Origin of the sequence: Dactylosporangium sp. CA-139066, assembly GCF_050936175.1 — a bacterium.
GTDB lineage: Bacteria > Actinomycetota > Actinomycetes > Mycobacteriales > Micromonosporaceae > Dactylosporangium.
In genome coordinates this window covers 3,707,966-3,729,487 of the sequence record NZ_JBNJNH010000001.1, presented here as the reverse complement: position 1 = coordinate 3,729,487, position 21,522 = coordinate 3,707,966, and the positions used below count along the sequence as shown (strand labels likewise).

22 protein-coding genes are annotated in these 21,522 nt (G+C 74.0%); 11 read left to right on the top strand and 11 right to left on the bottom strand.

All coding sequences use genetic code 11. The annotated features are described in order from the left end of the window. Positions 1–37 precede the first annotated feature (37 nt). A complete protein-coding gene (locus ACQEVU_RS17045) occupies positions 38–1,738 on the bottom strand; it encodes a cellulose binding domain-containing protein (RefSeq protein ID WP_433324512.1) in 1,701 nt (566 codons plus the stop codon). A 1,149-nt stretch (positions 1,739–2,887) separates the two neighbouring features. Between ACQEVU_RS17045 and ACQEVU_RS17040 the strand changes: the two genes are divergently transcribed. The 4 genes from ACQEVU_RS17040 (at position 2,888) to ACQEVU_RS17025 (ending at position 9,181) form a co-directional block, all read left to right on the top strand. Further along, positions 2,888–4,135, top strand: a complete 1,248-nt coding sequence (locus ACQEVU_RS17040) for an MFS transporter (protein ID WP_433324510.1) — start codon at positions 2,888–2,890, stop codon at positions 4,133–4,135. 51 nt (positions 4,136–4,186) lie between these two features. Next, positions 4,187–4,897, top strand: coding sequence for a 2OG-Fe(II) oxygenase (locus ACQEVU_RS17035; protein WP_433324508.1), 711 nt, complete (start codon positions 4,187–4,189; stop codon positions 4,895–4,897). A gap of 167 nt (positions 4,898–5,064) precedes the next feature. Further along, positions 5,065–8,400: a glycoside hydrolase family 3 C-terminal domain-containing protein gene (locus tag ACQEVU_RS17030; RefSeq protein WP_433324506.1), complete on the top strand. Its 3,336-nt coding sequence runs from the start codon at positions 5,065–5,067 to the stop codon at positions 8,398–8,400. 181 nt (positions 8,401–8,581) lie between these two features. Next, positions 8,582–9,181 carry an alkaline phosphatase PhoX gene (locus tag ACQEVU_RS17025; RefSeq protein ID WP_433324504.1) on the top strand — a complete coding sequence of 200 codons (600 nt, stop codon included), beginning with the start codon at positions 8,582–8,584 and terminating at the stop codon, positions 9,179–9,181. 44 nt (positions 9,182–9,225) lie between these two features. On the opposite strand, the gene ACQEVU_RS17020 is transcribed toward ACQEVU_RS17025, so the two are convergent. Next, a complete protein-coding gene (locus tag ACQEVU_RS17020; RefSeq protein WP_433324502.1) occupies positions 9,226–10,449 on the bottom strand; it encodes a YncE family protein in 1,224 nt (407 codons plus the stop codon). Positions 10,450–10,583: 134 nt separating this feature from the next. Between ACQEVU_RS17020 and ACQEVU_RS17015 the strand changes: the two genes are divergently transcribed. Further along, on the top strand, positions 10,584–11,729 hold the full coding sequence (locus tag ACQEVU_RS17015) for a helix-turn-helix domain-containing protein (RefSeq protein ID WP_433324500.1): 1,146 nt from the start codon (positions 10,584–10,586) through the stop codon (positions 11,727–11,729). Here ACQEVU_RS17015 and ACQEVU_RS17010 read toward each other — a convergent pair. From ACQEVU_RS17010 to ACQEVU_RS16995, 4 genes are read right to left on the bottom strand one after another with little or no spacing between them, the layout of a single operon-like run. Continuing rightward, positions 11,726–12,751: a 2-oxo acid dehydrogenase subunit E2 gene (locus ACQEVU_RS17010; RefSeq protein ID WP_433324498.1), complete on the bottom strand. Its 1,026-nt coding sequence runs from the start codon at positions 12,749–12,751 to the stop codon at positions 11,726–11,728. The two genes, ACQEVU_RS17015 and ACQEVU_RS17010, sit on opposite strands and share 4 nt — an antisense overlap. Continuing rightward, complete coding sequence (locus ACQEVU_RS17005; RefSeq protein WP_433324496.1) at positions 12,744–13,742, bottom strand: alpha-ketoacid dehydrogenase subunit beta; 999 nt, start codon at positions 13,740–13,742, stop codon at positions 12,744–12,746. The genes ACQEVU_RS17010 and ACQEVU_RS17005 overlap by 8 nt, the downstream gene beginning before the upstream one ends. After that, positions 13,739–14,629, bottom strand: coding sequence for a thiamine pyrophosphate-dependent dehydrogenase E1 component subunit alpha (locus ACQEVU_RS17000; protein ID WP_433324494.1), 891 nt, complete (start codon positions 14,627–14,629; stop codon positions 13,739–13,741). Before ACQEVU_RS17000 ends, ACQEVU_RS17005 begins: the two co-directional genes overlap by 4 nt. 54 nt (positions 14,630–14,683) lie before the next feature. Then, positions 14,684–14,965 (bottom strand): hypothetical protein, encoded by a 282-nt coding sequence (locus ACQEVU_RS16995; protein WP_433324492.1) that lies wholly within the window; start codon positions 14,963–14,965, stop codon positions 14,684–14,686. A 232-nt stretch (positions 14,966–15,197) separates the two neighbouring features. Between ACQEVU_RS16995 and ACQEVU_RS16990 the strand changes: the two genes are divergently transcribed. Then, a complete protein-coding gene (locus ACQEVU_RS16990; protein WP_433324490.1) occupies positions 15,198–15,347 on the top strand; it encodes a hypothetical protein in 150 nt (49 codons plus the stop codon). Between the two features lie 193 nt (positions 15,348–15,540). On the opposite strand, the gene ACQEVU_RS16985 is transcribed toward ACQEVU_RS16990, so the two are convergent. The 5 genes from ACQEVU_RS16985 to ACQEVU_RS16965 form a co-directional block, all read right to left on the bottom strand. Beyond that, positions 15,541–16,191 carry a CBS domain-containing protein gene (locus ACQEVU_RS16985; RefSeq protein WP_433324488.1) on the bottom strand — a complete coding sequence of 217 codons (651 nt, stop codon included), beginning with the start codon at positions 16,189–16,191 and terminating at the stop codon, positions 15,541–15,543. Between the two features lie 121 nt (positions 16,192–16,312). After that, positions 16,313–16,723 (bottom strand): arsenate reductase ArsC, encoded by a 411-nt coding sequence (locus ACQEVU_RS16980; RefSeq protein ID WP_433324486.1) that lies wholly within the window; start codon positions 16,721–16,723, stop codon positions 16,313–16,315. Continuing rightward, positions 16,720–17,448: an aquaporin gene (locus tag ACQEVU_RS16975; protein WP_433324484.1), complete on the bottom strand. Its 729-nt coding sequence runs from the start codon at positions 17,446–17,448 to the stop codon at positions 16,720–16,722. Before ACQEVU_RS16975 ends, ACQEVU_RS16980 begins: the two co-directional genes overlap by 4 nt. Continuing rightward, the gene (locus ACQEVU_RS16970) at positions 17,445–18,158 is read right to left on the bottom strand and encodes a MarR family transcriptional regulator (protein ID WP_433324482.1); all 714 of its coding nucleotides are present in this window, start codon (positions 18,156–18,158) and stop codon (positions 17,445–17,447) included. The genes ACQEVU_RS16975 and ACQEVU_RS16970 overlap by 4 nt, the downstream gene beginning before the upstream one ends. Positions 18,159–18,190: 32 nt before the next feature. Beyond that, a complete protein-coding gene (locus ACQEVU_RS16965) occupies positions 18,191–18,565 on the bottom strand; it encodes an ArsR/SmtB family transcription factor (protein ID WP_433324480.1) in 375 nt (124 codons plus the stop codon). An 89-nt stretch (positions 18,566–18,654) separates the two neighbouring features. Here ACQEVU_RS16965 and ACQEVU_RS16960 point away from each other — a divergent pair, with 89 nt between their 5' ends. The 5 genes from ACQEVU_RS16960 (at position 18,655) to ACQEVU_RS16940 (ending at position 21,511) form a co-directional block, all read left to right on the top strand. Next, complete coding sequence (locus ACQEVU_RS16960) at positions 18,655–18,801, top strand: hypothetical protein (RefSeq protein WP_433324478.1); 147 nt, start codon at positions 18,655–18,657, stop codon at positions 18,799–18,801. A 35-nt stretch (positions 18,802–18,836) separates the two neighbouring features. Continuing rightward, on the top strand, positions 18,837–19,079 hold the full coding sequence (locus ACQEVU_RS16955) for a hypothetical protein (protein ID WP_433324476.1): 243 nt from the start codon (positions 18,837–18,839) through the stop codon (positions 19,077–19,079). A 258-nt stretch (positions 19,080–19,337) separates the two neighbouring features. Beyond that, entirely contained in the window at positions 19,338–19,670 is a 333-nt protein-coding gene (locus ACQEVU_RS16950) for an ArsR/SmtB family transcription factor (protein ID WP_433324474.1), read from the top strand. Between the two features lie 8 nt (positions 19,671–19,678). Continuing rightward, a complete protein-coding gene (locus ACQEVU_RS16945) occupies positions 19,679–20,161 on the top strand; it encodes an N-acetyltransferase family protein (RefSeq protein WP_433324472.1) in 483 nt (160 codons plus the stop codon). A gap of 21 nt (positions 20,162–20,182) precedes the next feature. Next, complete coding sequence (locus ACQEVU_RS16940; protein ID WP_433324470.1) at positions 20,183–21,511, top strand: NAD(P)-binding domain-containing protein; 1,329 nt, start codon at positions 20,183–20,185, stop codon at positions 21,509–21,511. Positions 21,512–21,522: the final 11 nt, after the last annotated feature.

Here is a 21,522-nt window from a genome sequence, read left to right as displayed (position 1 = left end):
CCATCCGCGCCGAGGCCCGAACGCGACGCCGGGGCGGTCAGGCCACGGTGCAGGGGATGCCGTTGAGGGTGAAGGCGGTCGGTTTGGCGGTGTTACCGGTGTGGGTGGCCTGAAAGCCGATGTCGACGGCGGCCCCGGGGGCGAGGGTGCCGTTGTAGCTGACGTTACGGGCGCTCACCTGGCCGCTGGAGGGCGAGAAGGTGGCGTTCCAACCCGAGGTGATGGACTGGCCCGAGGGCAGGGTGAAGCCGAGCGTCCAGCCGTTGATCGTCGAGGTGCCCGTGTTGGTGATGGTGATGCTGGCCGTGAACCCGGAGTCCCAGGTGTTCATCGTGTAGGCAACCCGGGGGCCCGCGCCGGCCGTAGGCGACGGGCTCAGCGTGGCGGTGGGTGTGGTGGAGAGGGAGGGCGACGGACTGGGCGACGTGGTGTCGCTCACGCTGGTGACGAAGGTCATGATGCTTTGAGCGGGGAGCGTGACGGTGAGCGTGCCGTTCGACATGCCGAGCGCACTTTGCGGTGCGACGTTCCTGCTGCCGTCGGTCAGCCAGTTCGAGACACTGCCGGACGCGGTGGTGCTCGCGAGCGTGAACTGCTGGCTCACCGCGGAGGTGTTCTTGTTGACGGCGACGATGACGACGGTGCTGCCGCCCCGGTACGCCGAGACGTAGACGTTCGACGCCGGGTTCGCCGTCGCATCGATCCGCGCATACCCGGGGCGGACGAACCTTGCGAAGTGGGCCATCATGGCGCCGCGCTTGCTGATCTGACCGTCCTCCCGCATGGGGCCGTAGCTGCGCCGGATGGTCCACCAGATGTATGCCTGAAACTCGGCGTCCACCATGGCGTGGTGGATGTGCTCCCCCACGTCGAGCGCCTGGGGCCAGAGGTCCCCCGAGTCGCTGCTGTTGGGGTAGTAGACCTCGGTCATCCAGAGTTCTTTGCCCGCGCCCTTCTGCTTGAACAGGGGGTAGGCGAAGTTCGCGTACGGGGTACCGTAAAGATGCGCCCCGATGATGTCCACATTGGCCAGCGCCGCGGAGTCGTTGAGGATCGGGTCCGACATAGCCTTCACGTACTGGAACGACTCGGGCGCGATGACCCGGGTGCTGATCGAGCCGGCATTCTCCCGCAGGAACCGGACGATCTCCGCGGAGGTCCACCACGTCCAGTCCGTCGCGTAGTCGGGCTCGTTCTGCACCGATATGCCGTAGAGGTTCACCCCGTTGTTGCGCATGTACGCGGTGAAGTCGTTCAGGTGCTGGGCGTAGGCGCCGTACGAGCTGTACCTGAGGCGCTTCGCGTTGGTCTGACTGCCGCGGGTGAAGGTCTCGATCATGCTGGCGGGCGGGTTCCACGGCGACGCGATGACGGTCGCCCCGAGTTCGACCGCGCGCTTCGCCGTCGCCAGATCACGGCTCCAGTCCGACTGATTCTCGCCGACCGGGATCCTCAGCACGGAGAACCCCAGCCGGCCCTCTCCAGCGCCGAACGCCGTGTCCCGCTGGGCTGCTGTGAGGTCACCGATCCAGGCCGCGTGGGCCATGCCACCGAAGCCCCGGATCATCTGCCGCGGTGCCGACGGATTGATGTTTGCCGTCGCGGCCGCGGCTTCCGTGGCCCCCAGGACCGACGCCGCGACCGTGAGGACCGGCACGGCCCCCATCGTGGTCAGCACGGCCCTGCGGCTCAGCAGACTCCTCTCGCCGCTCCCCGGCTTCTTCTGCTCTTGCGTCATGTCCCGTCCTTCTCGTCGTTGGTACGGGTCCGCGGCCCTCTTGGCGCCAACCGCCCGACCGGCCCCCGTCTCCTGCGTCCTGCCGCGATTGACCTGCACCACGGTGTCACGAGGTTCCCGACCGTTCGACTGCCGTAATTGTCGACGCCAATAACTTCACGCATGCACCGACACGGCCGATGAGTGTATTTGCACCGCGCCGCACTGCCGAAGTACCTGCTCAAGCGGCATCGCGGCGGAATACAGCCGCGAATGGCGACCACGGTGGTGAGGTCTGCACTCAGAATCGTCGAGCATTGAAAGTTCCAAATCCGGCGTCACGCGACTTTTCGACACTCGATGCATAACGCTTTCCGCGCTGATCGCCGCACACGGCCCCGAGCGGCGATTCACTCGGTGGGAGTGATCCCACGGCCGAGCGTGCCGTCGCTAAGGTCGCCCCCGTGCTGGCCGTTGTCTGGAGTGCCATCCGCGCCCGCCGCGGGCCCGCCCTCGTCATGGCGCTGCTCGTCGCGGGCACCATCGCCGGATTCGGCGCCGCCGGGTGGGCCGCCGACCGCGACGCCGCCCGCGTGGCCGCCGCGGTCATCGCCGCCGCGCCGCCCGCCCAGCGAACCGTCGCCGTCCGCGGCGGCATCGCGCTCGGCGCGGACCCCGAGCAGGCCCTGACCGGCTTCCGGGCCACGGCGGAGTCGGCGCTGGCGCTGCCGGCGGAGCGGGCCACCGCCGGGGTACAGCTTCCGGGCACCCTCGCCGCCGGCCCGCAGGAGCGCACCATGCTCGTCACGGCCACCGTCGAACCGAACAGCGCCGGGACGATGGACGACGCCGGGTGGAGCCGGCGGCAACCGTGGCGCTGGTGGCCGTCGCCCTGGTCGCCGGGGCGAGCGCGGCGGCCGTGGCGTGGTACGCGATCGGTCGCTACCTGTAGCGCCTCCTCGCGGCGGACGTCGGCGCCGAGGGCGGTGAACTGGGCGCCCAAGGCGGTGAGCAGCGCGACGACGTCGAGGACCTCGGGCTCCAGGGCGGCGTCCCGGCGCCGAGGCGGGCGAAGCCCCGGTAGTGGAAGTCGAGCGCGCGCGTGCCGAGGGCGCAGCCGCCGCAAAATCGGGTGCGGCGCGGCGGGAGGGTCCGTAGCCTGCACGAATCATGCTTGGTCTGGAACGGCTGCTGCCTGCGCGTCTCGGGAGGCCGTTTCGCTGGCTGCTCGGCGCGGCGTGGCTGACCAACCTCGGCGACGGGATCGCCGTCGCGGCCGGGCCGCTGCTCGTCGCCTCGCTGACCACCGATCCGCTGCCGGTGGCGCTGGCCGCGCTGCTGCGGTGGGCGCCGCCGCTGCTGTTCGGGATGCACGCCGGCGTGCTGTCCGACCGGCTCGACCGGCGCCGGATCGTGCTCGTCGCGCACACGTTGCGGGTCATGGTCCTCGGCGGGCTGGTCGCCGCGCTCGTCACCGGCGCGGGCACCGTCCCGGTCGTGCTGGCCGCGCTGGCGCTGCTGGCCACGGCCGAGGTGTTCGCCGACAACACCACGGCGACGCTCGCGCCGATGCTCGTGCCGCGCGAGGACCTCGCCGTCGCCAACGCGCGGCTGGGGGCCGGGTTCATCACGCTCAACCAGCTGGTCGGGCCGTCGCTCGGGGCCGTGCTGTTCGCCGCCGGGCGGGTGTGGCCGCTGCTGGCCCAGCTGCTGCTGGTGGTCGCCGGGGTGCTCATGCTGCTGCGCATGCGCCTGCCGGCGGCGGCCGGGCGGGCCGATGCGAGCGGGGCCGGGATCTGGCGGGACATGGTCGAGGGGTTCCGGTGGACCGCCGGCCATCCGGCGGTGCGCACGCTCGTGCTGACCATCCTCATCATCAACATCGCGTTCGGGGCGGCGTGGTCGGTGCTGGTGCTGTACGCCACCCAGCGCCTCGGCCTGGGCGCGGCCGGCTTCGGGCTGCTCACCACGGCGTCGGCGGCCGGCGGGCTGCTCGGCACCGTGCTCTACGGCCGGCTGACCCGCCACGTCAGCCTCGGCAACATCCTGCGGGCCGGCCTGCTCATCGAGACGTTCACGCACCTCGGGCTCGCGGTCACGACGTCGCCGGGCGTCGCGCTTGCGATCATGTTCGTGTTCGGCGCCCACAACTTCGCCTGGGGCACGACGTCGGTCACCGTGCGGCAGCGGGCGGTACCGTCGCATCTGCAGGGGCGGGTCAACAGCGTCAACACGGTGTGCATGTACGGCAGCCTGGTCGTCGGGTCGGCCATCGGCGGCGTGCTCGCCGGCCGCTTCGGCGTCGCGGCGCCGTTCTGGGCCGCGTTCGGCGGCACGGCGGTGTTCGTCGCGCTGCTGTGGCGGCAGCTGTCCAACGTCGCCCACGCCGACAGCGCCGCCACCGCCGACGCAATGTGACGTCCGATTACCGCGAGCAACCGCGGCCGGCGTCCGGGCACGATATCGGTTGTGAGCACCATTGAGGCCCGCGTGGCCGCCACTGACTGGCCGGAGGTCGCCGCCGGCCTCGACGACGTCGGCGGGGCGAGGACCGGCCGGCTGCTCGAGGACGCCGAGTGCCGCGAGATCGCCGCGCTGTTCGAGCGGGAGGAGTGCTTCCGCTCGACCGTCGACATGGCCCGCCACCGCTTCGGCTCCGGCCGCTACCGCTACTTCCGGCGGCCCTACCCGCCGCTCATCGAGCAGCTGCGGGCGCAGCTGTACCCGCGGCTGCTGCCGATCGCCCGCGACTGGGCCGGCCGCCTGGGGCGCCCGGCGCCGTGGCCGGACGCCCTCGATGAGTGGACGGCGATGTGCCACGCGGCCGGTCAGCGCCGGTCCACCGCGATCCTGCTGCGCTACCGGGGCGGCGACTGGAACGCGCTGCACCGCGACCTGTACGGCGAGCTGGTGTTCCCGCTGCAGGTCGTCATCGGCCTGGATCGGTACGGCACCGACTACACCGGCGGCGAGTTCCTCCTCGTCGAGCAGCGGCCGCGGGCGCAGTCGCGCGGCACGACGGCCGTGCTCGACCAGGGCCACGGCCTGGTGTTCACGACCCGGGACCGCCCGGTGCGCTCGGCCCGGGGCTGGGCCGCCGCCCCGGTGCGCCACGGCGTGAGCGTCGTGCGGAGCGGGACCCGCCACGCGCTGGGGCTGGTCCTGCACGACGCCGAGTAGCGAGTGGCGGCGCGGGGGCCGCGCCGCAACGGTACGCCGGACTTGACAGCTTTCGCGGCGGGGGTGAAGCTCTCGGGAGAGCGCTCTCCCATCACGTCCGGCCACCGCCATCGTCCGGGCGACACCCCATCCCGGCGGTCGCCGCGCGGCCGCACGATCGGAGCCTCATGCTGTCCCGCAGACGTGTGCTGCTCAGCGCCGCCCTGGCCGCGGTGCTGACCGGCGGCCTGGTCGTCGGCGTCCACGCCGCCGACGCCGCCGACCAACCGTGGCTCGATGCCACCCAGACCCCCGCGCAGCGAGCCGACGAGCTGCTCGCCGCGATGACCCAGGCCGAGAAGCTCACCATGCTGCACGGCGGCGCCGGCTGCGGCTTCGCCGGCTGCGTCGACGCCAACACCCGGCTCGGCATCCCGCAGATCCGGCTGCAGGACGGCCCGGTCGGCGCCGGAGACGGGTTCACCGGCGTCACCCAGCTGCCCGCCCCGGTCGCCGGCGCGGCGAGCTGGGACACCGCGCTGCTGCGCCAGTACGGCGAGGTCCTCGGCTCGGAGCAGTGGGGCAAGGGCACCAACGTGGTGCTCGCGCCGACGGTCAACATCCTGCGCGACCCGCGCTGGGGCCGGGCCTTCGAGTCCTTCGGCGAGGACCCGTACCTGGCCGGGCAGAGCGCCGCCGCCGACATCCAGGGCATCCAGAGCCAGGGCCCGATGGCCCAGGTCAAGCACTACGCCGTGTACAACCAGGAGACGAACCGCAACAACATCTCCGACAACGCCGTCATCGCCGCGCGCACCGAGCGCGAGATCTACCTGCCGGCGTTCGAGGCGGCCGTCAAGCAGGGCCAGGTCGACTCGGCCATGTGCTCCTACTCGGCGATCAACGGGGCCTTCGCCTGCGAGAACGGGCCGCTGCAGAACGACACGCTCAAGCGCGACCTCGGCTTCACCGGCTTCATCACCTCGGACTGGGGCGCCACCCACTCGACGGTCGCCTCGGCCAACAACGGCCTCGACATGGAGATGCCCGGCAGCCAGTACTACGGCGCGCCGCTCACCACCGCCGTGGGCAACGGCCAGGTGTCGACGGCCACCATCGACGACCACGTGCGGCGCATCCTCGTGTCGATGTTCAAGCGCGGGCTGTTCGACAAGGCCCAGAGCGTCGACACCGCCGCGGTGGTCACCACGGCCGCCCACGCCGACGTGGCGAAACGGGTCGCTCAGGAGGGTTCGGTACTGCTGAAGAACGCCGGCAACGCCCTCCCCCTCGCCGCGAGCGCATCGGTCGCGGTGATCGGCCCCGGCGGCGGCACCCGCGCCATGGTGCAGGGCGGCGGCAGCGCGGCGGTCAACGCCCCCTACCTCGTCACGCCGTACGACGCGATCCACGCGCGCAACGCCTCGGCGACGTACGCCCCCGGCATCGCCGCCGCCGACGGCGCGCTCCCGCCGGTGCCGGCGAGCGCGTTCACCGGGCTGCAGGCGTCGTACTACAACAACACCGGCATGACCGGCACGCCGGTGCTGACCCGGGCCGAGTCGAACATCGACAAGGTCTGGGGCGGCGCGTCGCCGGTGGCCGGGGTGGCCGCCACCAACTGGTCGGCGAAGTACACCGCCACGCTGCACCCGAGCGTCACCGGCACCTACCAGTTCTCGCTGACCAGCGACGACGGCAGCCGGCTCATCGTCAACGGGCAGCAGGTCATCAACAACTGGTTCAACCAGGGCAGCACCACGCGCACCGGCAGCGTCGCGCTGAGCGCCGGGCAGAACGTGAGCATCGAGGTCGACTACTACCAGGGCGGCGGCGCCAGCAACCTCACCCTCGGCTGGAGCGTGCCCGGCCAGACCGTCCACGACCAGGCGATCGCGGCCGCCCGCGCGGCCGGCACGGCCGTGGTGTTCGTCGACAACTTCGAGAGCGAGGGCTCCGACCTCGCCGGCATCGACCTGTCCGCGGCCCAGAACCAGCTCGTCACCGACGTCGCCGCGGCCAACCCCAACACCGTCGTGGTCGTCAACAGCGGCTCCGCGGTGACCATGCCGTGGGCGGGCTCCGTCAAGGCCGTGGTCGAGGGGTGGTACCCGGGCCAGGAGGACGGCAACGCGATCGCCGCGCTGCTCTACGGCGACGTCAACTTCAGCGGCAAGCTGCCGGTCACCTTCCCGCAGCGCCTGTCCGACGGCCCGGTGACCACCGCGGCGCAGTGGCCGGGGCAGAACGGCCAGGTGCAGTACTCCGAGGCGCTCAAGGTCGGCTACCGCTGGTACGACAGCCAGAACATCGCGCCGCTGTTCCCGTTCGGCCACGGCCTGTCGTACACCACCTTCGGCTACGCCAACCTCGCCGTCGGCGCCCCCGACACGGCCGGCAACGTCACCGTCGCCTTCGACGTGACCAACACCGGCAGCCGCGCCGGCACCGAGGTCGCCCAGGTCTACGTCGGGCAGCCGGCCTCGACCGGCGAGCCGCCGAAGAACCTGCGCGGGTTCTCGCGGGTCACGCTCGCCGCGGGACAGACGCAGCGGGTCAGCGTCACGCTGGATGCGCGCAGCTTCCAGTACTGGAACAACGCCTGGACGACCGCGAACGGCACCCACCAGATCTACGTCGGCTCGTCCTCGCGCGACATCCGCCTCACCGGCCAGGCGACGATCAACGGCGGCAGCACCCAGAACCCGGGCGAGACGCCGCTGCCGCGCACCGGCTGGACGGTGACCGCGTCGGCGACCGGCGGCGCGGACGTGCCGGCCCGCATGATCGACGGCGACGCCGCCACCCGGTGGACCAGCGGCACCCCGATGGCCAACGGCCAGTGGGTCACCGTCGACCTCGGCTCGGCGCAGACCTTCGACCAGGTGCGGATGGACTCCGCGGGCAGCGCCAACGACTACGCCCGCGGCTACCAGATCCTCACGTCGGCCGACGGCACCACCTGGAGCGCGCCGGTGGCCACGGGGGCCGGCACCGGGGCGCTGGTCACGGCCCAGTTCACCGCCCGCACGGCGCGCTACCTGCGCATCGTGCAAACCGGCACGGCGAGCAGCTGGTGGTCGATCGCCGAGCTCAACGTCGACACCGCGGGCACGGTGCAGACGGGCGGCCCGCTCCCCCGGACCGGCTGGACGGCCACCGCATCGGCGACGGGCGGCGCCGACGTGCCGGCCCGCGTCCTGGACGGCGACACCGCCACCCGGTGGAGCACCGGCACCCCGATGGCCAACGGCCAGTGGCTCACCGTCGACCTCGGCGCGCCGCGGACGTTCAAGCAGCTGCGGATGGACTCCGCGGGCAGCGCGAACGACTACGCCCGCGGCTACCAGGTCCTGGTCTCCAACGACGGCACCACCTGGAGCGCCCCGGTGGCCACCGGCACCGGCACGGCGGCGCTGATCACCGCCGCGTTCCCGGCCCAGACCGCCCGCTACGTGCGCGTCGTGCAGACCGGCACGTCGAGCAGCTGGTGGTCGATCGCCGAGCTCAACCTCGACAACTGAACCGGTGACGCGGGCGGGCCGGCGACGGGCCGGCCCGCCCGCGCCCGCTCGTTACGCCACCACGTAGAGGTCGGCCACCGAACCGCGCACGACGCAGTACGCGCCGTAGCCCTGCGAGTTCCACCAGTAGACGTTCCGCGCGGGCGACGCGGCCCGGGCCCGGCGGTTCATGGAGGCCGTCATGGAGCAGGCGCCGCCGGGCCCCGAGCGGGCCGCGGCGGCCTCGGAGCCGGCCGTCATCGTGTTCTTCGAGGGCGGCCCGGCGCAGGCCGGCGAGCTGTGCCGGCGGGCGCTGGAGGAGATCGAGCCCGACACCGTCCTGGCCGCGACCCTGCACCTGCGGCGGGCGTGGTTCAGCACCCACGACGCGCCGCAGCAGTGTGGGTCGGCATCTCCGGCACCGTGCGCAACTGCGCCGGCGGCGCTGGTCACGTACTTCCCGCACAACCCGGCCTCGGAGTCCGAGTCCGGCGCCGCCCCGAAGTACACCGACATGGTCTTCGACGGCCCGGACAACGTGACCGTCACCCCGTGGGGCACCCTCGTGCTGGCCGAGGACGGCGTCAAGGCGTCGCACGTGCTCAGCTCGGTCCCCGGCGGCCCGACCTACGCGATCGCCCGCAACCAGGTCAACATCGCCGCGGCCGGCGCCGCGCCGGTGTACTCGGAGTTCACCGGCCCGACCTTCTCGGCCGACGGCAAGGTCCTGTTCGTGAACATCCAGGACCCGGGCATCATGCTCGCGATCACCGGCCCGTGGGGGAAGTACCTGCGCGGCTGAGCAACATCCGCAGAAGGGGGCCCCGCGAGGGGCCCCTTCTTCGTCTACGCGGGGATACGGCCGATCCGGACCCGCTGCGGATGGTCGCCGACCGGCACGCTCACGACCTTCTGCCCGGTGGCGAAGCTGATCGCCGTGATCTGGTCGGCGCCGGACTCCGAGATGATGCAATCGCGGCCGTCGCCGCTGACCGTGGCCCAGTACGGCTTGCTGGCCGCGATCAGCGCGCCCTCCTGCAGCGTGGAACGGTCCACCACGGTCGCGTAGTCGTCCATCGTGCCGGCCACGCACACCTTCGTGCCGTCCGGGCTCATCGACAGGCCGTGGTGGCGCGAGTCGTTGACCCAGGTGGTCCGGTCCGGGCTGGTCGCCGGGTTCTTCGGCAGCTCCTTGACGCGGGTGATCCGGTCGGCGTTGACGTCGTACTCGACGATGCCGTTGAAGAACGACACCTGGAAGTACAACGTGCGCTCATCGGGGGTGAACACGGCCGGGCGGACCGCGTCGGAGAGGTCGGAGCGGCCGAACGCGTCCAGCCGCGGGCGCATGTCGATCGTGCGCACCACCTGGAACGTGTGCGCGTCGGCGATCGTGATGTGCCGGTCGCCCTTCGTCCAGTCCAGCCACGGGTCGTCCAGCGACGTGTTGACCTCGCCGATGGACATGTTCCACAGGTACCGGCCGTCGCGGGTGTAGATGTTCTCGTGCGGCTTGTCGCCGGCGCCGAACGAGCCGAGCTGCCGGCCGGTGTTGATGTCCAGCACGTGCACCGTGTTCGACGTCGACGCGGACACCGCGACCTGCGTGCCGTCGGGCGAGACGGCCATGTGGTCGGCGCGGAAGCCCGACACCGGGAAGCGCCAGCGCAGGGCTCCGGTCCGGATGTCGATGGAGACGACGTCGGCGAAGCTCGGGCGGGACACGACGAGCGCGGAGCCGTCCGGGGTGGTGTACATGTCGTCGACGAGCTGGTCGTGGCCCTCGCCCGGCCCCTGCTGGATGCCGAGGTAGAAGGCGAGCTTGACCGGGTTGAGGTAGATCTCCAGCAGCCGCTGGCTCTTGTCCGGCACCACGTTGAGCCGGCCGAGCCTGGCGTACGTGCCGCTGGAGCGGACGATGTCGACGGTGCCGTCCCAGTTGTTGCCGACGAACATCACCTCCTGCAGCGCGGGCGCCGCGGCGGCGGGCCGGATCGGGACGAGGACGGCGGCGAGCAGTGCGAGGCCGGCGATGGCGGCGCGCCGGCGCCTGGCGGGGTTCGGTGTCACGCGGGCTCTCCCTGGATGCGTTACCGGGCGGTAGCCTTCAGGAAATCGCCGATCGGCGCCGCTCGATAGGCCGCCGCCCACAACGCGGGGCCGCCCGGTTGTCGCCCGCACACAAGCACCGCAGGGAGAGGGTCATGCTCGCGCCGCTGCTGGCCGCCCTGTCCGGCGACGAGGGCCTCGTCGACGAGCTCGTCGCCGCCGCCCGCGACGCCTCGCCGGAGATCGCCCGCCTGCCCGTCGAGGAGAGCCGCCGCCACGTCGCGCTGCTCTTCGCGGCCGGCCTGGCCGCCTTCCGCCGGCCCGCCGACGGGCTGCCGCCCGCCGACGGGCTCTCGTTCGCCGACGGGCTGTCGTTCGCCGAGGCGGAGAAGCTCGGCGCCGACCGGGCGGCGCAGGGCGTGCCGATCGCCGGCCTGCTGCGCGGCGTGCAGGCGGCCCGCACCCGGCTGCTGGAGATCGCGGTGGCCCGCGGCCGCGCCGCCGGGGTCGCCGACGAGGTGCTGCTGTCGGCGGCGCTGGACTTCGACCGGTACGTGTCGGCCCTGGAGCGGCACGTCGTGGACGGCCACCACGCCGCCGAGCGCACCCTGGCCCGCGGCCGCCGCGACCAGCGCGGCGCGATCCTGCGGGCGCTGCTGCTGCCGGGCGGGCCGCCGGCGTCCGCCGAGGACCTTGCGGCGGTCGGGCTGCGGGAGCACATGGTGTACCGCTGCATGGTCTTCGACGTCACGGACCCCGGCCGGGCGGAGGCGCTCGAGGCCCGGCTGGCGGCATGCGGCGGGGTCTTCGGCACCGTCGAGGGGCGCCTCGCCGGCCTGGTCGCGCGGACGCCGGCCCGGGTCGACCCGGCGGTGCTCGTCGTCGCCGGCCCGCCCCTGCCGCTGCCCCGGGCCGCCGCCGGCTATCGGCTGTGCGTGGCCGCCCTGGCCGGCGCCGCCCGCTTCGGCGGCCCGGGCGGGCGGGTCGCGGCCCTGGACCTGGCCGGTGAGGCCGCCCTGGCCGCCCAGCCGGAGCTCGCCGGGCTGCTCGCCGACGAGCTGCTCGCGGCCCTCGACCCGGGCGACGCGTTCCACCGCGAGCTGGCCGCGACCGCGCTGTCCTATCTGGACCACGGCCAGCGCCTCGACCGCACCGCGGCCGCGCTGCACGTGCACCCGAACACCGTCCGCTACCGCCTGCGGGCCCTGCAGGAGCGCACCGCGCTGCCCCTCGACGACGAGACGGTCCTGGCCACGCTGCGCTCGTGGTGGGCGCTGCGGGCCTGGCTGGACCGCCCCTAACCGGTGAGGCCGGCGCCGGACTCGAGGACGCGCTTCATCGCGCGCAGCACGATCACCGCGTCCCGGCCGTTGACGATCCGGTGGTCGTGGGCGAGGCCGAGGGTGAAGCGGGCCGCCCGCGGCGAGCCGCCGAGGGAGAACATGCACGCCGTGCCGGGCGGGATGATCGGCTGGGTGAGCACCACGTCGGCGTAGTCGGTCACCGACAGGCCGATGTTCGCCCCGGCGAGGTCCCCGGCCCGGAACGTGCCCGCCCGGGCCGCGGCCGGCATCGCGGCGAGCGCCGCGCCGACCTGCGCCAGGGACAGCGCCGCGACGTCGCGCACGACCGGCAGGTACAGCCCCCGCCCGGCGTCGACGGTGACCGCCACGTGCGCGCCGTCGGCCACCACGACGGCGCCGTCGTCCACATAGGACCCGAAGCACAGCGGATGGCGCTCGCGCAGCGTGCCGATCGCCTTCACGACCAGCGCCGTGAGGCTCGCCCCGCCGAGCTCGCGGCGGACCCGGGCGCACGCCGCGCCCTCGATCCACATGGCCGTGAACGCCGCCGGGATGCTCGCGTGCGAGCGGGTGACGACGTCGGCGACCGCGCGCTGCTGGCGGGGCAGCTCGTAGCGGCGCGGCCCGGCGCTCAGCGCCTCGATGTCCGAGCGCTTGACGATCGCCTTGCCCAGGCCGCGCACGAGCGCCGGGTCCAGGCCCAGCTCCTCGATGAGCAGCCGCGCCGGCTCGGTGATGACGGGCACCGGCTCCTCGGGCGCCGCGCTCACCGTCACCCGCTCGGCCTCCGAGTCGAGGAGGTACCCGATGATGTCCCCCGGAGCGCACTCGTCCTTGACCGCGGCCACGCGCTGCAGGACGCCGCCGGCCGGTGCGAGCAGGTCCTCGGCCGTCTTGGACGTCTCCACCAGGGCGAGGACCGCGCCCTCCGCGATCGTGTCGCCGTCGGCGCCGTACCACTGCAGCAGCGTGTATGTCACGTCGTTCGTGTTGAGCTTCGGCAGCCGGATCTCACGCATCGAGGGCCGCCAGGATCCCGCGGCGGATCGCCGCCTCCGACAGCAGCACGCCCGCCTCCAGATGCATGGCGGCCGGGATGACGCTGTCGGCCGACGTCAGGCGCACGACGGGCCGGCGCAGGCGCCCCCAGGCCCGCTCGTACAGCGCCGCGGCCACGTCGGAGCCCCACGTGCCGCCGGGCGTGCTCTCCTCCGCGACGGCCACGACGCCGGCCCGGGCCGCGAGCTCGACCAGCGGGCCCACGTCGAACGGGTACAGCTCGAACGGCACCACCACCTGGCACACCAGCTCCCGCTCGAGGAAGAGCCGGCGGGCCGCGGTGACGGCCCGCCCGGCGACGCCGCCGGGCGCGATGATGAGGACGTCGACCTGCTCCGGGTCGAGGTACACCCGCGCGCAGTCGCCGAGGAAGTCGTAGCGGAACAGCTCGTCGACGACGCCGTCGCCGTGCATCCGCTGCGGGTACAGCGTCTTGTCCTCGAACAGCAGGCACGGCTCGCCCCGCGCGAGCAGCCGGGGCAGCCACGCGACGTGGTCGTGGAACGGGGACGCCTCCGCCACGCGCAGGTGCGGTACCCCCAGGAAATGCTTCTGCAGGCTCTGACTGTGCGTCGGCCCGTAGCCGCGCCCGCCCCCGGTCGGGCAGCGCACCAGCAGCGGCATGGGCACCCGCCGGCCGTACATGCCGACCGACTTCGCCGCGAAGTTCACCAGCTGGTCGAAGGCGAGCGTGGCGAAGTCGGCGAACATCATCTCGACGACCGGCCGGGCCCCGCCCAGCGCCATGCCGATCGCCAGCCCGGTGAACCCGCCCTCGCTCAGCGGCGTGTTCAGCACCCGGCCGGGGAACCGGGTCGACAGCCCGCGCGTGACCTTGAACGCGCCGCCGTACGGGTCCTCGATGTCCTCGCCGAGCAGCACCACGTCGGGGTCGCCGGCCAGCAGCGCGCCGAGGGCCTGGTTGAGGTCCTCGGCGACCCGGGCGCTCACCGCGCGCCCCAGGTCGCCGGCGGCCGCCCCCGCACGTCGGCGACGACGGCGTCGATCCGCTCGCGCGCCGCCCGGTCGAGCCGCTCGAACTGCTCCGGATGCTCCCGCGCGTAGGCCGCGCCCCAGTCCCGCTCCCGGGCGGCCGCGACGGCCTCGGCCGGCCGCGCGTCGTCGCCCTTGCTGTGCGGCCCGAGCCGGTTGGTGCGGAACTCCACGACGAGCGGCGCCGGCTCGCGCCGCGCCCGCTCGAAGCCGCCACGAAGCCGGTCGCGGATCTGGGCCAGGTCGTGGCCCGTCACGAGCAGGTGCGCGATGCCGAACGCCGCCGAACGCTGCGCGATCGAGCCGGCCATGTGCGCCGCGGTCGGCGTCGACTGCGCGATCCCGTTGTGCTCGACGACGACCACGAGCGGCAGCCGCCACAGCGCCGCCATGTTGAGCGCCTCGTAGACCGCGCCCTCGCCCCAGGTACCGTCGCCCATGAACACCACCGCGAGCGCCCCGGCGTCCGTACGCTTGTGCTGCAGCGCGATCCCGGCCGCGATCGGCAGCGTCTGCCCCTGCACGCCGCTGGTCAGGAAGCCGTCGCGGTGCAGGTGCTGGCTCCCGCCGACCCCGCCGCACAGCCCGCCCGAGCGCCCCATGATCTCGGCGAGCAGCCCCTCGGGATCGTCGTAGCGCGCGAGGTAGTGCCCGTGCCCGCGATGGTTGCTCACCACGACGTCGCCGGGCTCCAGCAGCGCGGCGACCGCCACCGCCACGTACTCCTGGCCGAGGCAGGTGTGCGTCGTGCCGCCCAGCTCCCCCTCGTCGAACAGCTCCAACAGCCGGCGCTCGAAATGCCGGATGACCAGCAGGGTGCGCAGGTCGTCGTCGGTCCACATCATGCGCCCGACGCTATGGCGGCGCGCCGGGCCGGCCGAGGGCCGAAGGTCCCGACTTCAGCGCCGGGTGCCCGGGACCTCCAGGCGGTATTCGGCGTCGTCCTGCGCGGCCATCGCCGCCATCGCTGTGTGGTAACGCGCCCGCGCGATCCGCCCGGCCAGCAGCAGCCGCACGGCGTCACGCTCGAACCGACCGCGCCGCCGCTCGCGCCCGCTGGCCAGCCACACGGCCAAGCGCGGGCGATGCCGGTCGTCGGCCGCGCCGCGCCCGCGGATCGCGATGACGTGCATGACGATCACCGCGGCATAGGCACCCGCGCCGATCGCGGCGAACCCCAAGGCCAACCCCACCGGCGCACCCCTTCCATCCGTCGCGCCCTATACAAGATTAGGCGGCGACCGCCACCATCCGCCGCCCCGACATTCGTCGTGTCACCTAGGCGATATCGATCCGAGCTACCGCGACGCCCGCCGTGGGCACGGTCCGTGACTCCCGGGCCTCACCGTCCGCGGCTAGTCGCCCTTCCCCTGCGGCGCGTCCACAAACATTCAGATCCGCATGACAGCGCCGATGATCCGAACGGAAACGCTCACCGGTCTCGGAGTCGGGGCGGGGAAGATGGACGGTGCGGAAGCGGCCGAACAGCGGCGCCGGTGGTTCGGCGACCTTCGCGTCGGCGTGAAGATCTCGATCGCCCTCGGCGTCTCGCTGCCGGCCTGATCGCGGCGGGTGCCGGGTTCGCCGGGCTGCGCTCGGTCGACGGCGCCGCCGCCCCGCTCGTCGACCCGTCAACGCCGCGTTCGAGCAGCTCACCGCGTACGAGGTGGCCAGCGCCAGCCGGGCCGCCGAGCACAGCGGGAGCATCTACCGGTCCAGCAGCGGGCCCGGCGCCACTCGCTTCGGACCTGACGCCTCACCCGGTCCGGGCGGGCCGCCGTCCGATCGCGGTGTCGTCGACGCGCCAGTGCAGCCGGTCCGCGACCGCGGCGACACCGTCGACGGCCCGCACCCCCGCCGCCAGCCGCATCGCGGCGCTGCGCCGCTCGACGTCCCCGCTCAGCGTCACCGTGCCGTCGGCCACGTCGACCGCGATCCGCTCCGGATCGACCCCGAACGCCGGCATGATCACCTCATCGACCACCTGGTGCTCGATGGCGACGTCGCTGCGCAGCGTGCGGCGGATCAGGTCGCCGCGGGTGACGATGCCGACCAGCCGCCCGGTGCCCTCCTCGACGACGGGCAGCCGCTTGACGCGGTGGCGCCCCATGAGCCGCGCGGCCACGGTCAGCGGGGCGTCCGGCCCGATCGTCACGGCGGGCGCCGTCATGAGCTCGGCCGCGGTCCGCTGCGTCACAGCTCCCGCGCCCCCGGCCGCCGCCTCGTCGACGGCGCCGAGCAGCTCGGCCTCGGACACGACGCCGATCACCCGGTCGCGCGCGTCGACCACCGGCAGCCCACTGACGCCGAAGTCGGTGAGCACGTCGATGATCTGCCGCGTACGGCATTCCGCGGTGGCGACGACGACCTCGGGCGTCATCACGTCAGCGACGGACAGCTTCTTCATCGCGCACCTCCTACCGCCACCATCCTCCCGCGGCGGCGCCGCCACCCAGGCCTGAAGTCCCACCGCCCCGGGACCGTCCGTCCCGACCTCCGCGACCGCGCCCGCCCGGGCCGGGTGGCGGTCAGGCGGGTGTCACGGGCAGGTCGGCGATGAGCCGCTCGACGCGGACACGGATCTCGTCGCGGATCGCGCGGACGGCCTCGATGCCCTGCCCGGCCGGGTCGTCGAGCTGCCAGTCGAGGTACCGCTTGCCGGGGAACACGGGGCAGGCGTCGCCGCAGCCCATGGTGATGAGCACGTCGGAGGACTCGGCGGTCTCCCAGTCCAGCTTGCGCGGGACGTTGGCGGTGATGTCGATGCCGACCTCGCGCATCGCCTCGACCGCCACCGGGTTGATCCGCTCCGCCGGCTCGCTGCCGGCCGAGCGGACCTCGACGGCGTCGCCGGCGAGGTGGCGCAGCCAGCCGGCGGCCATCTGCGAGCGGCCCGCGTTGTGCACGCACACGAACAGGACGGTGGGCCGACGGCTCATCGGTGGCGCTCCTCGATCGGACGGACGACGACGTCGCCGGCGGCGGTGCCGGCGGACGGGTACAGGGCGAGCACCAGCCCGGCGCCGACGACCAGGCCGGCGAGCTGGGCGGCCACGAAACCGGGCACGGAGCCCGGGGCGATGCCGGCGAAGGTGTCGGTGAACGCGCGGCCGATCGTCACGGCCGGGTTCGCGAACGAGGTCGACGAGGTGAACCAGTACGCGGCGCCGATGTACGCCCCCACCGCCGCCGGGGCGGCCGCCGCCCGCCCGGACCGGGCCAGCGCGAAGATGAGCAGCAGCAGCCCGGCGGTCGCGACGACCTCACCGAGCCACAGGTCGCCGCCGGCGCGTTGCCGGGCGGAGAGGTCCACGGCGGGCAGCCGGAACATCAGGTCGGCCAGCACCGCCCCGCCGATCGCCCCGCCCACCTGGGCCACGACGTAGCCGGCGAGTTCGCGGCCGGACAGGCCGGTACCGGCGCGGCGGCCGAGAAACCAGTCCGCGGCCGACACGACCGGATTGAAGTGCGCCCCGGAGACGGGCCCGAACGTGAGGATGAGCGCGCCGAGCGCGAACGCGGTCGCGATCGAGTTCTCCAGCAGCTGCAGCCCGGCGTCGGCGCTGAGCCGGGTGGCCATGATGCCGGAGCCGACGACGGCGGTGACGAGCAGCGCGGTGCCGGCGAACTCCGCGAGGAGCCGCCGCCACAGGTTCGGGCTCACGGGCGCGGGTCCCTGTCCGGGGTCATGCGCTGCCCGGCCGGGACGACCGCGGGCGCCAGGCGGGTGATCCGGCCGGCGAGGTCGCTGTAGGCGGCCTCGAACGCCGCGTCGGTGCCGACCCGGGCCGGGTCCGGCACCGACCAGTGCAGCCGCGGGTGCACGGGCGCGCCCGGCCCGGCGAGGTCCTCGTGGGCGTTGTCGCAGACCGCGATGACGAGGTCGCCGTCGTGGACGACGTCGGCGACGTGCGCGGTAGCCGCCGGGTCGAGGGTCAGGCCGTGCCGGTGGGCCACCTTCACCGCCCGCGGGTGCACCCGGGCGGCCGGGTGCGTCCCGGCGGAGGCGGCCGTGCCCCCGACCCGGTCGCGCCACAGCGCGGCGGCCAGCTGCGAGCGGGCGGAGTTGTGCGTGCACACGAACACCACCCGATCGGCCGCATCCAGGGCCGGCGGGGCGAGCGAGGCGAGGACCTCCGGGACGAGCCGCAGGTAGGTCCGGCGCCGGTCACCCTCCGAACGGGCCCGGACGACCAGGCCGGCGTCCTGCAGCACCTTCACGTGGTGCGCGACCAGGTTGGTCGGCAGCCCGAGCCGCTGCCCGACCTCGCCCGGCGAGGCGTCACCCAGCACGAGCGAGTCGACGATGGCCAGGCGCGCCGGGTCGCCGAGCGCGGCGTGCACCTGGGCCCGCCGCCGAAGGTCGTCATTCATTGACTCAATATTGGCTGACCTATCTCGCCCGGTCAAGCGGCGGGATCCGCCACGGCCAGCAGCGCGGCCAGCTGGCGCAGGACCTCGGCCCGGGCGCGGTAGTACACCCACGTGCCCCGCCGGTCCGCGTCGACGAGCCCCGCCTCGCGCAGGGTGCGCAGGTGGTGGGAGATGGTCGGGCCGGACAGGTCGAACGCCGGGGTCAGGTCGCACACACAGATCTCGCCGCCCTCGGCGGAGGCGATCATCGATATGAGCCGCAGCCGGACCGGGTCGCCGAGCGCCTTGAACGCCGGCGCGAGGACCGCGGCGGTCTCGGCCGGCAGGCGCCGCTCGGCGAGGGGCGGGCAGCACGGCTCGGCCGCGTTGAGGTCGGTGAGGGTGAGCACCGCCGGCTGTTTCGACATGCCTCTAGGTTGACAGATCTCAAAACAGCGTGCAACCGTTGATTAGACGAACGTCGAGACAGCCTCGGCGTCGCGACCAGGAGGTCGTCATGTTCCGCACGTTGCGCCGCCCCCGGCCACCGGCCGGGGTCCGGTTCTGCGACGGCTGCGCCTCGGTGTCCACGCCGGACCAGCGCGCCGGCGCCCGGATCGAGCGCACCCGCACCCACCTCACGGCCCTCGCCGGCCCGCGCTGACCCTTCAGAGCTGACCCTTGAGAAAGGACACGATCATGAGCGAGACCAGCCCCACGCCGGCCGGCGGGTTCACCGGCGACCCGGCCGCCGCGCCGACCGTCACCGGAACGGGCGGCTGCTGCGGCAACCCGCCCGCCACCACCCTCACCCCGCCCGAGCCGGCCGCCGCCGGGGCGCCCTGCTGCGGTACCGCGGCCGATGCCACCGCCGAGGGCGCGTGCTGCGGCGGCGCGGCCAAGGCCGGCGCGGTCGCCGCCGGCGAGGGCTGCTGCGGATGAGCACCCCCGCCCGGCCACCCGTCGCGGCCGCGCCCGGCGCCGAGCACCCCGACGCCAGGCGGCTCGACGCCGAGCACCCCGACGCCGGACGGCTCGACGCCGGACGGCTCGACGCGGCACTCAGCCGGATCCGCGGCTACCGGACGGCGGCGACCGTCGCCACGCTGGCCGGCGACCCGTTCGCCGGCCGCCGGGTTGGCAGCCATCGCCGTCCGATACTCTTCATCGCAGATCGGCGATGGACGATGAAGCGGGTGGATGATGGCTCAACTGCTCGAACGGGCGGCCGCGGAGATTTACGCGTCGTGGTTCCGGGCTCTCGCGGACCCCACGCGGGTGCAGCTCGTGGAGTACCTTGCCCGGCAGGGACGGCCGATGAGCGTCGGCGAGCTCGTGGCCGCGGCCGGGCTGGCGCAGTCGACCGTGTCGCAGCACCTGAAGATCCTCACCGCGGTCCGGTTCGTCCTCGTCGAGCCCGTCGGGACGGCCCGGCACTACCGCATCAACGAGGCGTGCATCGGATGCTTCCCGTCCGCCGCCGATGTCGTCATGGGCCGGCCGGCCCCGAACCCGATCGGAGCGTGCGCATGATCCGGCCGATGACCGCCGCCGACGCCGAGCAGGTGCTGGCCATCTACCAGGCAGGGATGGACGAAGGCAACGCCAGCTTCGAGCACACCGCGCCGGACTGGGCGGCGTTCGACGCGGCGCGGCTGCCCGAGCACCGCTTCGTCGCCGTCGACGACGACGGCGCCGTCCGCGGCTGGGTCGCCGTCTCCCCCACCTCGACCCGGGCGGTCTACGCCGGCGTCGTCGAGCACTCCGTGTACGTCGACCCCGCCGCGCAGGGCCGCGGGATCGGGCGGGCGCTGCTCGCCGCGCTCATCGCCTCCACCGAGGCGGCCGGCATCTGGACCATCCAGTCCGGCGTGTTCCCGGAGAACACCGCCAGCCTCGCCCTGCACCGCGCCGCCGGGTTCCGCATCGTCGGCACCCGCGAGCGCGTCGGGCGCCACGCCGGGCACGGCGACCGCTGGCGCGACGTCGTCCTCGTCGAACGCCGCAGCCCTCACGTCATGTAACGCGAAAGGGACCACAGACATATGACCAGCCAGCTCGACGGCCTGCCGGTCGTCGTCATCGGCGCCGGGCCGGTCGGCCTGGCCGCCGCCGCGCACCTCGCCGAGCGCGGCATCGCGTTCACCGACCTCGAGGCCGGCGACCGGCCGGCCGCCGCGATCCGCCGGTGGGGCCACGTCCGGCTGTTCTCGCCCTGGCGGTACAACGTCGACGCCGCCGCCCGCCGCCTCCTGGCCGGCGCCGGCTGGGTCGAGCCCGACCCGGAGGTCCTGCCGACCGGCGCGCAGCTCGCCGGCGACTACCTGCAGCCCCTCGCCGACGTACCGTCGCTGAAGCCGCACGTGCGCTACGGCGCCCGCGTCCGGGCGATCACCCGGCCCGGCGGCGACACCGCGCCCTTCCTCGTCCGCCTCGACGGCGGCGAAGACGTGCCCGCCCGGGCCGTGATCGACGCCTCCGGCACCTGGAACACGCCGAACGGGCTCGGCGCCTCCGGCGAGGACGGCGTCGCCGCCGGCATCGAGCCGGCGCTGCCCGACGTGCTCGGCGCCGACCGCGACCGGTTCGCCGGCCGGCGGACCCTGGTCGTCGGGGCCGGGCACTCCGCCGCCAACACGCTGCTGCTCCTGGCCGAGCTCGCCACGCGGGCGCCGGGCACGTCCGTGGTGTGGGCGATCCGCTCGTCCAGCCCGGCCCGCACGTACGGAGGCGGGGCCGCCGACGCGCTGCCGGCCCGCGGCGCGATCGGCACCCGGCTGCGCGAGCACGTCGAGGCCGGCACCGTCGAGCTGGTCACCGGCTTCACCGTCCGGGCCCTGACCGCCACCGCGGACGGCCGGGTGAGCGCCGCCGACGGCAGCCGGGAGATCACCGCCGACCGGATCGTGTCGGCGACCGGGTTCCGGGCCGACCACACCATCGGCGGCGGGCTGCGCCTCGACCTGGACCCCGACCTCGGCTGCACCCGGGCGCTGGCCCCGCTCATCGACCCGGACCGGCACTCCTGCGGCACCGTCCCGCCGCACGGCGTCGACGAGCTCGCCCACCCCGAGCCCGGCTACTACGCCGTCGGCGGCAAGTCCTACGGGCGGGCGCCGACGTTCCTGCTCGCCACCGGCTACGAGCAGGCCCGCTCCGTCGTCGCGGCGCTGGCCGGGGACTGGGCCGCCGCCCGCGACGTGCGGCTCGACCTGCCGGAGACCGGCGTGTGCAGCAGCAACGTCCCCCTCGACGCGACCACCGTCACCGGCGGCGGCTGCTGCGGCCCGGCTCCGGTCACCACCGCGCTGACCCTGCTGCCGCTCGCCGGCTCGGGCGGGCCGCAGCCGTCCGGCGACGCCTGCTGCGGCTGACCGCGCGGCCG